The organism is Serratia sp. MMO-28, from assembly GCF_037199905.1.
Taxonomy (GTDB): Bacteria; Pseudomonadota; Gammaproteobacteria; order Enterobacterales; family Enterobacteriaceae; genus Chania; species Chania oryzae.
The window spans coordinates 104,775-118,258 of the sequence record NZ_JBBCVB010000019.1 but is presented as its reverse complement, the minus strand read 5'-3'; the positions used below and the strand labels follow the sequence as shown (position 1 = coordinate 118,258).

Annotated in this window: 10 protein-coding genes; 5 read left to right on the top strand and 5 right to left on the bottom strand. The window is 55.9% G+C overall.

What is annotated here, in order from left to right:
* Window positions 1–194 precede the first annotated feature (194 nt).
* Complete coding sequence (yajD, locus tag WG891_RS17370; RefSeq protein ID WP_076941033.1) at window positions 195–536, bottom strand: HNH nuclease YajD; 342 nt, start codon at window positions 534–536, stop codon at window positions 195–197.
* 73 nt (window positions 537–609) lie between these two features.
* Entirely contained in the window at window positions 610–2,175 is a 1,566-nt protein-coding gene (gene lsrK / locus WG891_RS17365; protein ID WP_337263817.1) for an autoinducer-2 kinase, read from the bottom strand.
* 171 nt (window positions 2,176–2,346) lie between these two features.
* Between lsrK and lsrG the strand changes: the two genes are divergently transcribed.
* Window positions 2,347–2,640 carry a (4S)-4-hydroxy-5-phosphonooxypentane-2,3-dione isomerase gene (gene lsrG, locus WG891_RS17360; protein ID WP_337263818.1) on the top strand — a complete coding sequence of 98 codons (294 nt, stop codon included), beginning with the start codon at window positions 2,347–2,349 and terminating at the stop codon, window positions 2,638–2,640.
* A 191-nt stretch (window positions 2,641–2,831) separates the two neighbouring features.
* The gene (locus tag WG891_RS17355; protein WP_337263819.1) at window positions 2,832–4,331 is read left to right on the top strand and encodes an aldehyde dehydrogenase family protein; all 1,500 of its coding nucleotides are present in this window, start codon (window positions 2,832–2,834) and stop codon (window positions 4,329–4,331) included.
* 251 nt (window positions 4,332–4,582) lie between these two features.
* Here the strand turns inward: WG891_RS17355 and tynA are convergent, their stop codons facing one another.
* The 3 genes from tynA to hpaX all read right to left on the bottom strand — a co-directional run bounded on the left by tynA (window position 4,583) and on the right by hpaX (window position 9,692).
* Window positions 4,583–6,853, bottom strand: coding sequence for a primary-amine oxidase (gene tynA / locus WG891_RS17350; protein WP_337263820.1), 2,271 nt, complete (start codon window positions 6,851–6,853; stop codon window positions 4,583–4,585).
* Between the two features lie 323 nt (window positions 6,854–7,176).
* Window positions 7,177–8,091 (bottom strand): transcriptional regulator FeaR, encoded by a 915-nt coding sequence (feaR, locus tag WG891_RS17345; RefSeq protein WP_337263821.1) that lies wholly within the window; start codon window positions 8,089–8,091, stop codon window positions 7,177–7,179.
* Window positions 8,092–8,303: 212 nt separating this feature from the next.
* On the bottom strand, window positions 8,304–9,692 hold the full coding sequence (gene hpaX / locus WG891_RS17340) for a 4-hydroxyphenylacetate permease (protein WP_337263822.1): 1,389 nt from the start codon (window positions 9,690–9,692) through the stop codon (window positions 8,304–8,306).
* A gap of 498 nt (window positions 9,693–10,190) precedes the next feature.
* On the opposite strand from hpaX, the gene WG891_RS17335 reads away from it, so the two are divergent.
* From WG891_RS17335 to WG891_RS17325, 3 genes are all read left to right on the top strand, one after another.
* A complete protein-coding gene (locus WG891_RS17335; RefSeq protein ID WP_337263823.1) occupies window positions 10,191–10,658 on the top strand; it encodes a MarR family winged helix-turn-helix transcriptional regulator in 468 nt (155 codons plus the stop codon).
* A gap of 439 nt (window positions 10,659–11,097) precedes the next feature.
* On the top strand, window positions 11,098–12,222 hold the full coding sequence (locus WG891_RS17330) for an amidase (RefSeq protein ID WP_337263824.1): 1,125 nt from the start codon (window positions 11,098–11,100) through the stop codon (window positions 12,220–12,222).
* Between the two features lie 113 nt (window positions 12,223–12,335).
* Entirely contained in the window at window positions 12,336–13,463 is a 1,128-nt protein-coding gene (locus tag WG891_RS17325) for an acyl-CoA dehydrogenase family protein (RefSeq protein ID WP_337263825.1), read from the top strand.
* Window positions 13,464–13,484 lie beyond the last annotated feature (21 nt).

The window sequence follows — 13,484 nt, the reverse complement described above, 5'->3', positions numbered from 1 at the left end:
CGTGCATCAGAAAGCTGTTAACGATATTAAACGCGATGCTGCGAGATAATAGGCAATGGGTGACAAATTAATCATCACCCATTGACTTTAAACACAGCTGCTCTCCCCAAGAGAGAGGGAACTGGTTAGCCTTAACTGACCAGCATTACCCGATCGCCCCTTTACCCTGACAGGATCAAGATGCCTGTCAGCCGCTATTTCTTCATCATTGCTTTCAGATTGGCAAACGGGTTATGGGTTGCCAGGCCAACGTCTTTCTGCGCGTCTTCACCGGCAATAACCGTTGAACCGTACTGATCGGCTTCGGTGTATTTGGAGTGCTCATGATCGTGGCAATACAGGCACAACATCTCCCAGTTGCTGCCATCTTCCGGGTTATTGCTGTGATCGTGATCGATATGGTGAACCGTCAGCTCACGCAGGTTGGAATAAACAAATTCCCGCGAACAACGCCCGCATACCCACGGGAAGATCTTCAATGCCTTTTCGCGATAACCCACTTCCAGCTTCGCGTAGTTTTTTGGAATGTATGCCATGTGGTGCCTGCAGATTTGAGAACAAAGTTACGGCTAATATTACCACAAACAGTCGGGTTGCCGAGTGCGGGCATTATAGCCCCGGCGCTTTCCACAGCGAGGTGGTTAAACCATGATCGACCAGCGTGAGCTGATCGGCATACACTTCTTTCCAGGCTTGGGTCTGCTGGCGGTAAAGCTCATGGTTGGCGCTATTGGGGTGGTATTCACGTTCCCAGCGCACCAGCCGCTCACCGGTGGCGGCCAGTGACTCATACAATCCGGCACCCACACCGGCGGCAATGGCGCAACCCAGCGCGGTGGCTTCTTTCACCACCGGCACCTGTACCGGCAGGCCGGTGACGTCGCTGAGGATCTGGCTCCACAGTTTCCCCTTCGAGCCGCCGCCCGCGAACACCAATGAGCGCGGCTGCACGCCAGAAAAAGCGGCGATTTGGGCCAGATTGCAGGCGGAAACAATCGCGGCATTCTCCTCCAGCGCACGGAACAGCGTCTGCTTATTGCAGCGTTCCGGGTCGATCGACAGATTGATAAACGACGGTGCCGCGTGATACCAGGTTTTAAAATGCATCGCGTCAGAGAAGATCGGCATCACGCCATAGGCCCCCGGCGGCACGCGTGCCGCCATCTCTTCTAACAGGGTATAGGCATCGACACCGAGCCGTTCCGCCAGCAGTTTTTCTTCAGCACAGAAAGCGTCACGGAACCAGCGCATGGTCAACCCGGTAAAGAAGCTGATGGATTCTGCCTGCGCCATACCGGGGATCACGTGTGGGTTGATGCGGATGTTCATCTCGGGATCGGTGATCGGCTGCGGCAGGTTGACGATCTGCTGCCAGAAGGTTCCCCCCAGCACCGCCGTCTGCCCAGGGTGGACGATGCCTAGCCCCAGGCAGCCAAGCTGCACATCGCCACCGCCCATCACCACCGGTGTTCCGCACAGCAGGCCGGTTTGCTGCGCCGTTTGAGCGGTAACCTGGCCCAGGAGCGTTCCGGTTTCTTTCACCGGCGAGAGGAGATCGGCACGCAGACCGGCCATGTCCAGCAGCTCCGGCCGCCAACTGCGGCTGACCAGATCCAACATACCTGTGGTGCCCGCATTGGAGGGATCGACCGCCAGTTCGCCGCTGAGCATATTGGCCAGCCAGTCGCTGATCATCGTCACCGTGGCGGCCTGGCGATAAATATCTGGCCGATGGTGGGCCAGCCACAGCAGGCGTGGCATGGCGCTTAACGCCAGCGTCTGGCCCGAGCAGTGGTATACCTCTTGTTCGAAGCTGAAGTTATGCAGCTCTTTCAGTTCGCTGACTTCGCGGCTGGCACGAGCGTCAACGTTGGCGCAGGCCCAGATCGGCACGCCTTCGCGATCGTACAGCACGATCCCCTCGCGCATTGAACAGCAGGCGATGGCGCGGATCTGCTGCGCGCTGGCATTGGCATGCTGCAATGCCTGGCGGATACATTGGCAAACCAGTTGCCAGTTATGGGTAAGATCGAACTCCATTGAGCCGGGAACCCCGGCCACCGCCAGGTGTTGCCACTCGGCCTGGCCGTGCGCGATCTGGTGACCGGCCAGATCAAAAATCACCGCGCGAATGCTGCCTGTTCCTGCGTCCAGTGCCATTAAGTAGTTCTGCATAGTTCACACTCTCAGGGGGTTAGATCTAACTATAGATGCCGTAATTCAGGGGCGCGGTGGCTGTGGGGGCATGATCTGTGAGCTGGACCGCAAAATTGCCGCCTAGGGGAGGCAACAGACAGAAATCCCCCTATGGTTGGTTTATCGAAAAGAGAGCGAAAAGGAGCTGTTATGCACGTTACGCTGGTGGAAATTAACGTTAAGCAGGGCAAGGTTGACGAGTTTCTTGAGGTGTTCCGCGCCAACCATCTTGGTGCTATCAACGAGCCGGGCAACCTGCGCTTTGACGTGCTGCGCGATGAACAGGTTCCGACGCGTTTTTATATCTACGAAGCCTATAAAGATGAACAGGCGGTGGCCGCTCACAAGCAAACGCCGCATTATCTGCAATGTGTGGAAAGGCTGGAGGCGTTAATGACCGGCCCGCGCAAGAAAACCACCTTTATCGGCGTGATGCCCGCATGACGGGCAGGTTGTGAACGGTCTTGATAGGGGTTACCGCCCGGCGTCTGCTGAATTTGGCTGCTTTGGCACCTCAATAAGCTTGCCAGTGTCACGCTGTGCAAACTGAATGTCAGGCAGATAAAAGCCGATTTTGGCATATCGCCATACACTTTTAAGGTTAACGGTTTCTTGATTTCACCTTCGGAGGGTGTATGCCAGACAATTGCGTAACCATATTGGATAGCGTAACGCGTTTTCTCGATCGCCAGCATGGCCTCTATATCAACGGCCAGTGGCAGACTTCTCAGGCTGAACAACGCTTGGCGGTATATAACCCTGCCGACGGCCAGCAAATCTCCTCAACAGCCGATGCCAATGCTGCCGATGTGGCACTGGCCGTCAGCTCTGCTCACCAGGCCTTTACCGCTGGTGTGTGGGCACAGCGCCTGCCCGCCGAGCGCGAGCGTATTTTGTTGCGCTATGCCGATCTGCTTGAGCAACATTGCGAAGAACTGGCCCAGTTGGAAACGCTGGAGCAAGGCAAGTCGATCAATATCTCCCGCGCCTTTGAAGTGGGCTGTACGCTGAACTGGATGCGCTATACCGCCGGGCTGACCACCAAAATTACCGGGCAGACGCTGGATGTCTCCATCCCGATGCCGCCGGGAGCCAGATATCAGGTCTATACCCGCAAGGAGCCGATCGGCGTGGTGGCCGGCATCGTGCCTTGGAACTTCCCACTGTTGATCGGCATGTGGAAGGTGATGCCAGCATTGGCTGCGGGCTGTTCAATCGTGATCAAACCTTCGGAAACCACGCCGCTCACGCTGCTGCGCATGGCGGAACTGGCAAGCGAAGCCGGTGTGCCGCCGGGGGTTTTCAACGTGGTCACCGGCAGGGGGGCGGTGTGTGGCAAAGCGCTGACCGAACACCCGCTGATCGCCAAGGTGAGCTTTACTGGCTCTACGCCGGTTGGCAAAGGGATCGCCCGTGCGGCGGCCGATCGGTTAACCCGCGTTACGCTGGAACTGGGCGGCAAGAATCCGGCGATCGTGCTGCAAGATGCCGATCTGCAGCAGGTGATTGAAGGCCTGATGGCGGGCAGCTTCCTCAATCAGGGGCAGGTCTGCGCCGCCAGTTCCCGCATCTACATTGAAGCGCCGATTTACGATCGCCTGGTTGCCGGTTTTGAGCAGGCGGTGAAATCGCTGTCTGTCGGGCCGGGCATGGATGGCAGCACGCAGATCAACCCGCTGGTTTCCCAGGCTCACCGCAACAAGGTGGCCGCCTATCTGGACGATGCCAGGAACAAACGTGCTGAGCTGATCAGTGGTTCCGCGGGGCCGGACGCTCAAGGGTTCTATATTCCTCCTACGTTGGTGATTAATCCGGACGATAGCCTGAATCTGGCACGGGAAGAGGTTTTTGGCCCGGTGGTTAACCTGATTCGCGTGGCCGATGCCGAAGAAGCCCTGCGTAAAGCCAACGATACCGACTATGGCCTGACTGCCAGCCTGTGGACCACCAGCCTGCAAGCGGCCATGGCTTACACTCCACGCATTCACGCCGGAACGGTGTGGGTGAATACCCATACGCTGATCGACGCCAACATGCCGTTTGGTGGTTTTAAACAGTCTGGCAGCGGCCGTGATTTTGGGCCAGATTGGTTGGATGCGTATACCGAATCAAAGTCGGTCTGTATCCGTTATTGATTTTACCTGCAGGGGCGCTGGCTGCGCCCGTTAAAAAAGAAAGGGTAAACCCCGTTTTAATGCGGGTTAGTTAAGGCTAATCAGTTCCCTCTCCCTTGGGGAGAGGGTTAGGGTGAGGGGACTATCACCGCACTACAACTCCCTCACCCCGGCCCTCTCCCACAGGGAGAAGGGGCGACCCTTTTAGCAATGGCTGCATGAAGCGCTTAACTGACCAACGTTAACCCCCCCCGTTCGTCCTTTTCTGTAAGCTAGGGCTGTTGCTGCCCGTTCAGGTTCAGCGTTGGTGTTTCATTGAAGAAATTCCATGGTTTGAGTAAGGCGTGTACCCACTCGGTTGGCATAATCGGCCACTCTTCCGCACGTGCCACATGGGTGGTGCCGGTGGTGAGCCACACCACATTGTCGGTGTTGTCTATCGGCTGATTGTCGGCCGTGTATTGCCCCAGCCCGGTATCATGCGTTGAGCGGTTCGGGTATTTGCCTTCCGGGTAACGCTCATTCGGGTTGTAGCGGGTTACCCACAGTTGCCGGTCCATAAAGCTCAGGCGGTGGTAAATCCACTCGTCTTTACCAAAGTTAGCCCCCTTGGCGATCGGATGTGTGCCGCCCGCGTAAGGGATCAACTGGTAAGAAACTGGGTTGCCCATCCGGTTCAGCCTGTTAGGGTTGCTCAACAAACGGATGGTGGCAGGATCGAACTTCTGCGCCGCCTGTTGCTCGGTGCTGACCTTCACCTGATCGACCTGCATGGTGCTGGTGCGCGGGCCGCCACGATCGTTAGGCTTAACATCCGGGTTAAGTTCCACCAGGCTGTTGTTTTCGCCATCCACATCCAGATCAAGACGGAAATTGTAGATGTGCTGGTGGGTGGTTCCCACGATGTTGTGATCGATCAGCGTACCGTACTGTGTATCCTGTTTGGCGGTGGGATCCTGCATGGTTCTGGCTTTTACCCCTTTCACGGCTTCGATGCCGGTCGCTCCGGCGTCGATACCGATAGTGCCATTCTGGTGGAATACCCAGTCGAAGATGTAATCGTAGTTGCCCACCGTGCTGATCCAGCGCACCACCAATTCGCGGCGTTCGGTGCTGAGGTTCGGCTGCCCCATCTCCTGGTGTTTGTATTCAGGCCCGGCGTAGCGTTCAAAGATAGCGATAGCCCGGGGGATCTCGGTGGGTTTGCCGGTGTAGTCGGCAATGGTTTCGTTCAGCAGCACCGCGTTTTGCGGCGCATCTTTACCCAGCGCGATCGGCGACGTCAGCGTGCCCATACCGTAGTCACCCGCATCCAGATAGGCTTTGAAATACCAGCCCACGTCCGGGTCGCCATAAGGCACAATCATGCCGCCCAGCGAACCTTCATACATGACTTTGCGCTTACGGCCATTGTCGTTATAGGTCACGGTTGAGATCACCGGCCCAACGCGCGAGTTCAGATGCAGGTGAAAATCCCAGTTCTGCCAATGGATGCTATTGCCGGTAATGGTGTAATTTTTACCTTCCGGCTCAATGATATCCAGTGGTTTGATTTTCGGGGCCTGGCGGTTGTGGCCATCATACGGCGTCGCTTTCATCGGCACCGGGATCACCGGCCCTTCTTCAATCTTGATGATTTTCTTCTGTTCCAGATCGACCACCGCCACCAGATTTTCGATCGGATGCGCCCAGTAGTTGCCATCGCCAACGTCGAGATAGCTGATCACTTTCAGCAGGCGCTGATCCTGCCGCAGGCCATCTTTGCCGTCAAAATACCCGACCGTCAGCGGTGTGGTGATCACTTTAGTGGGATCCTGAACTCCGTGTTTTCTCAAGGCTTCAGCATACTCTTTGCTGCCATTGATAATGGTTTGAACGAGGCTGAAATCATCCAGCAGCACCATCCCCTGAGCGTCTTTAATCGGCTGCCAGGACAGCACTTTCTTTTGCTGCAGATCCACCACGGTTTCAATGATATGCGCCCCATCAAGCAGGGTGATATCGGCCTGCCGTGGTGGCTGTGTGCTGCTACCGTTCAGGACAAATTGCCAAACCTGCTCTTTCTCTGGTTCGCGCAGCGAGATTTCGGTAAAGCGCACGTTGCTTTTGTACTGCGGGGCCGCCTTGATAATGGCCACCGCCGCGTTGATTTCAGCCGCACTCAGTGGGTTCAGCGGATGCGCGCGCTGTTCCACGGCAAAGGTCTGGTCCAGGCCGGACTGGAACACCTCATTGATAAACGCATCGGACATAAAAGCCGTTTTGCCCTTGAAGACGACCGGTGCCTGAAGCTTCAGCGGTTTGCCATTCACAAGCGCCTCACGGGTATTCGGTTTGACCTTCACATAGGCACCGTCTTTAACAATGGTGAACATGCCTGCGTAGTCATCCCACTGCACGCGGGCACCAAACTCCTCAAGCGTTTTCTGCATCGGCACCATACGGGCCGCTGCACCATGGGCCAGCGCAGTGGATTGCCAGCCGGTACTTACCAACAAGCCTAACGCCAGCGCGATAGCGGCTGGCAAGCATTTGGTTTTCATTATTGGTTTTGTAAGCACCATGATTTTCCCCATTACGAATAAAAGCAGCATTGCATCAGGCTGCTGACGAAGCCCGTTATTAGGGGGAGCGTGCCGAAGGGGTCGTAGCGGCGTAAGCCGCCGGAGTGCCCCTCGGTGCGCTAGACCCGGGTATCTCGGGCTAAAAAACCACGTTGTCATCAACCTCATTGCATCCGTTATTGCCTGTAAAGCAGGCGCCAAACTCACCATAGCAACTCTTCACGGGGGATATTTTGTTGTGCTTGCCATCCTGTTTGTCGCTCCTGACAATCTGCCAGGAGCGCGCGGGCGGCGGAGAGGGGTTACAGGTATTGCTTGCGATACTCGCTTGGCGAAACCCCAAAGCGCGCTTTGAAGGCGGTGGAAAAATGGCTGTGATCGGCAAATCCCCAGTCATAACCAATATTACCCAGCTTTTGCTGCGCTTTTACCTGGCGCAGCGCCTGTGCACACAGGTCCAGACGACGGTTTTTGATGTACTGCGCCACCACCAGCCCCTTACGGGCAAACATGCGGTACAGGCTGCGCACGGAAACCCCGATCTCACTGGCGATCCATTCCGGCCGGAGCTGTTCAGACTGAATATGCTTGTCGATAAACATCAGCGAACGGGTAAAGATCCGCTCGTGAACGTCTTGCTCTGCGTCCTGCCCAGCCAGCGCAGGCTGCAGCAAAGTGGCCACGGCATTAAGCACTGCCTCGCTCTCGATTTGGTTCATCTGCGGGTTCTGCATGCTGCCCAGAACCAACTGCTGGCTGAGTTTAGCCACCATGTTATCGGCACCAATGCGCTGCGCGCAGGGAGGCGATGTAAAACGCAGATGCTGTTCGACATAACTACGCGGCAGCACCAGCGAGAGCTGGCGTGAGCTTTGCTGGTAAGTGAAGTTACAGGGTTTTGAGGCATCGATGAAAGTGATATCCCCTGCCGACAGCGCGGCCTGATGCTCCCCCTGTTCCATGATCGCATGGCCACGTAACTGGAAGGCGATAAAAAAGTGGGAGTTATCGCTTTGGGCAACCTCGCGGTGGGTACGGTAAAGGCGGGCCTGGGCCACATCGACCACGCTCAGGTGCAGAGCATGGGAGCGGAATTCCTGTATCGCACCCGCAAACCCAGGGGCTAGGGTTTTAGCGCAAAACCGGCCACAGGCCGAATTGACTTGCACTAACCACTGTTCAAAACTGGCGTCACCGGGCCAGGTAGGAACTGTCATAATTAACCCCTTGAAATAGAACAATAAGCGAGAACTATCTAACCAGACTCTTTGGGTATCGTGATTGGCGTGCTGGCTGATAAATGACCATAACAATTCATTAACAAATGTTCAGCGTGGCTCGAGGGATTTGGCGTGGGGATCACACATTACCCCGGCTATAACCCTCTCACCAAAGGAGAGGGCGGTATTATTGACGATTTCACCGGGTGTTATGGCGTGGCACGTGGGCGGCTGCCCTTCATGGGGATGAAAGAGATCACCAACGCCCCCAGCACCAGAAAACCGGCGACCAGGTAGATACCGGCATTGAAGCTCCCGGTGACATCCTTGAGCCAGCCCATCAACAGTGGGCCTAGCGCCGCGCCGCTCATGCCGGTGGCATTGATCACCGCAATACCGATGGCGCGGGCACGGAAGCTGATGGATTGATCTGGCGTGGTCCAGAAGATTGCCATGGCGGCAAACGCCCCCGTAGAGGCCATAATAATCCCCAGCAGCTGCAACAGGCTGTGGGTGCCAAGCGCGGTGAACATCCAGCCTACTGCGGCGAACAGATAGGGGATCAGGGTATGAACCTTACGCTCCCGTTTGCGATCTGAGCGCTTACTCCACCAGATCATACCGATAATGGTACAAACCTGCGGGATCGCACTGAGAAAACCGATGGTAATATTGCTGCTGCTTTGGTTAAAGCTCTGCAAAATCAGCGGGGTCCACACGCTCAGGGCGCTCAGGGTGTTGGTCAGGCAGAAATAAGCCAGGGTGTATAACAAAATCACCGGGGTAAACAGCTCACGCCACATGCTGCCATGTTGCAATGCGGTATAGCTGGTGCTGCCCTGGGGTTGTACCAGGCTCAACTTGTCCGCTTCCATCATCTCCTGCAGGCAGGCTTTGTCGTCATCGGTCAACCATTTGGCCTTGGCTGGGCTGTCATCCAGATAGAACCACACGACGGCGCCCAACAGCACCGAAGGGAACCCCTCCAGCAGGAACAACCACTGCCAGCCGCGCAGATCCAGCAGGCCATCCATGCTCAGAATATAGCCGGAAGCCAACGAACCCAGCGCCATGGTCACCGGCATGGCGATCATAAACAGCGCGTTAGCTCTGGCACGATAGTAGGCGGGGAACCAATAGGTTAAATACAGCAGCAGGCCGGGTAAAAAGCCGGCTTCCGCAATACCGACCAACATCCGCAGTACATACAGGCTGTTAGGGCCGGTGGCAAACATGGTGGCGGTGGAAGCCACACCCCATACCACCATGATAATGGCTATCCAGCGCCTTGCGCCGACGATGCCTAACATGATGTTACTGGGGATACCGCAGACCACATACATCACGTAAAACAGGGTGGTGGCCAGGCCGAACATGGTGCTGGTCAGGCCCAGATCTTTCCCCATGGTCAGGCCGGCAAAGCCAATATTGATGCGATCGAGATAAGAGAACACAAACAGAATAAATAAAAACACCAACAGCCGACGAAACAGCTTATTGATCACGGCCTGCTGGCGGGCATTGAGTTTGATGCTGTCTGTCGCTGAACAACCTGGTGGGTCATGCTGGATAGGTTCAGCAATAGGGCTACCGTTCATGATGACTCCGCATATAACGTTTATCGGTATTGAAAAACCAGGGCAGGCATATGAGTTAATGAGGTAATGCCATAATAATAAAAACCAAAATAATCGTTATTGTCAGTGCTTGCCGCTGGCCGTCTGTGGATCGCTCTTGCAAGTATCAGCGCTGGAGCTTGGCTCACTTATAGGAAGGAATGGTTTCGGCAAGCAACAAGTTTTTCATAAATGATACAAAAATGTTAACTATGTTTCATTTTTGTATCAATTTTGTGCGATGTTCGGCCACGCAGGGGCATAACAGAGAGCAATGCCACGCGGGTAATGCTATAGACGCTTAACATAAGCGGTTATATACCCGTCATACTTCAAGTTGCTTGGGTGTTGGCTGCACTCATTCACCCTGGTCACATAGTTGGCTATGCTCCCGGGGATTCATTCGTTTGCCGCCTACAAGCAACTCGAATTATTTTGGGTATAATCGTTGCGCAACCACTTCCCTCAGTAAGGAAAATGATGAGCAAAACGCCTGATAGTCTGCCGCATGAGGATCCCGTTTTTCAGCGTGAAGAATTCCCTTTTTACTGGATCGTCAATGTCTATGCGCGTTATACCCAAATCATGGAAGTCACCCTCAAGAAGGTTCAGCTGGATGTTTCCCGCTTTCGGGTCCTGGCGATCACCCACCAATATCACACGGCCAGCATTTCGCAGATTTCTGAATATGCGCTGGCAAAAATGCCCACGGTTACCAAGATCGTCGGGCGCTTGCGCGAGGATGGTTTGGTCACCACGCTCAGCAGCGAACGGGATGCGCGCGTTACCGAAGTGACACTGACCCCAGCCGGAAAGGCCAAAGTGGAAGAGGCGCTGCGCCTGACGCAGAAGGTGTTTCAAAAGGCGTTCAAGGGCATGACGGCGGCGCAGATAGAGAAAATGAATCTGTCCCTCGGCCGCGTTTTGCATAATCTCAACGAGCTGTAGTCGTAGGCCGAGATCGTGATTGCAAAATTGTGATCTGCATAAAGATACGGCTTTTAACTTACTGTAAATAAAACATTTAAAAAAGGCCAGCGGGGTTTTCTCTGATGGCCTTTTTCTATCAACGCCCCCCTCTTTCTGTAGCTTATTCAAGGTGATAAGTCATTAACCATTTAACCTGTAATGTTATATGGGTTGTTAATTATTTGTAATTTTTACGTGAAATATTACTTGAATATTCATCTAATTCAGCCATGATGATTCTATCGTCAATTAGATCAAAAAATAAACACCAGGGTCAGGCTGCTGAAAAAGGGCACTCGCTAAGGCAGCGCGCAGGCAACATGCTTCTGCATCAGCCCGAGGGGTAAGCACAGGTTGTTATCAGCCTCGGATTACTATTCTTAAAACAGATACATTGTTTATCATCAAGGTTTAAATAATGAACCATTTACGTGAGAGCAATGCCTACATTGAGAGATTTACCCTAGGGCAAGGCGACCTGCGCTTTGCGGTGAAAGATACGCTCGACGTTGCAGGTCATGCAACGCAAGCGGGATGCCGTGCCCTGGCGTTAGCCCCTCCGGCGCTGCGCCATGCGCAGATTGTGGATACCCTGTTGAATCAACGCTGTATTCTGACGGGTAAGACCACGCTGCATGAACTGGCGTTTGGCGTCACCGGGATTAATCCCTGGAGCGGCACCCCGTTGAATCCTCAGTATCCACAGCTGATCCCCGGCGGTTCTTCCAGCGGTTCGGCGGCGGCGGTGGCGGCAGGTGAGGTGGACTTTGCCATCGGCACCGACACCGGTGGCTCTGTGCGTATGCCGGCGGCCTGCTGCGGTATTTTGGGCTTGAAGCCGACTTACGGCCTGCTGAGCCGCCAAGGCGTGATGCCGGCGGCCAGTTCTCTGGACTGCGTGGGGCTGTTTGCCCGCGAAGCCGCGGTGCTGCGTGAGGTGCTTGGCCGCCTGGCCATTCCTGCAGAAGACGCGTTGCACTCGCTACCGCCGATAGGGCTGATTAGCGCCGCCGCGCCGCGTATTGATGCGTTGATTCATCAGCAGTTACTGAAGGCCGAAGCCAGGCTACAGCCCATTGTGTTGCCCGAATTGGAACTGGCCTATTTTGCCGGCATAACCCTCATCAGCCATGAAAACTGGCAAGCATTCCATTCGCTGCTGGAGGTGGACGGTGTCTCCAATGACATCGCCAGCCGTATTCGCCTGGGCGAATCGGTCAGCCCCACGGAACTCGCTAAGGCCGAACAGGTGCGCCGCAGTTTTAGCGATCGTCTGGACAGTCTGCTGGCCAGCACGCCGCTGCTGGCGTTGGCGACTTTGCCTGAACTGCCTCCGTTGTTATCAGAGGCCGGTGACCCGCTGAAGGTCGTCAGCATGACGCGGCTGGTGCGCCCGTTCAACCTGAGCGGCCATCCGGCGATCTCTTTGCCGATTGGCGAAATTGATGGCCGGCCGGTGGCGCTGCAACTGGTCGCCAGCAAAGGCCGCGACGCGATGCTGGTGGAGGCGGCGGGATACCTGCTGGCCAGGCTGCATCGCTGACGGCGATCGCCCGGATCTGAACCATCCTGAATCTATCAACCCACTCAGTCAGCACGGCTCACTGTGGCGGCACCCTGCTGCCCGCGCGCCGCAAAATAACTCGGGAGGAAGCCATGTCAGCCTTGCACATCCGTGAAGATATCGCCCCGTTGTTAACGGAGATTACTGCCCGCAGCGGCGACTTCGAGCAGCAACGTCATATCTCTGCTGACATTGTTCAGCGCTTTAAACAGATCGGCGTTTACCGAGCGTTGGTGCCTAAAGCCTTCGGCGGTGATGAATGTTCCCCGGCCCAGTTTTGCGAACTGATCGAACAGATCTCGGCTGCCGATGGTTCCGCTGGCTGGGTCGCCAGCTTTGGCATGAACCCGTTTTACCTCGGGGCATTGCCGCGAGATACCCTGAAACTTCTCTATCGCGATGGCCCGGATGTGGTATTTGCCGGGGGGATCTTTCCGCCGCAGCGTGCGCCACAGGTCGACGGCGGCTACCGGATCACGGGCCGCTGGAGTTTTGCCAGCGGTTGCCTGGGGGCTTCGGTGTTTGGCGTGGGGATCATGCCGGAAGGGGGGCAGGCGTTACCGCGCATGGCAGTTTTGCCGCCAGGCAGCGTGCAGATCGATCCCGTCTGGAACAGCGTCGGGCTGGCGGGCACCGGTAGCCACGATCTGGTGGTTAACGACGCGTTTGTCCCGCAGGAATGGACCTTTATCCGGGGGGCACCGCTTAACCTGGAAGGGCCGCTGTATCGCTACCCGGCACTCTCTCTGGCGACGCAGGTGCTCTCGGTGGTTGCGCTCGGTATCGCCCGTGCCGCATTGAATGAAATTTACGCCATCGCCCATCACCAGCAGTCGGTAACCGGTGCGCCGCGCCTGGCCGAGCGGCAACAGGCTCAGATGCAGATCGCCCGTAGCGAGGCTGAACTGCGCTCTGCCCGCGCCTGGTTCTATGAAGCGATTGAGAACGTCTGGCAAACGCTGCTGGCGGGGGACGAGGCTTCTTGTTCGCAGATCAACGCATTGCGCCTGTCTTCCACGCACGCCACCCGGGTGGCCGCAGAGGCAACCCGCCAGGCGCTGGCACTCAATGGGATGGGCGGGATCGTGCTCACCAGCCCTTTGCAGCGCTATGTGCGCGACACCCTGGTGATTACCCAGCACGCTTTTATGGGGGATCTCTCTTATATCAATGCCGGTACGGTGTTTTTTGGCGGTAAACCGCTGCCGGGTTACTTGTGATTTCAACTGAAAAGGAACGAA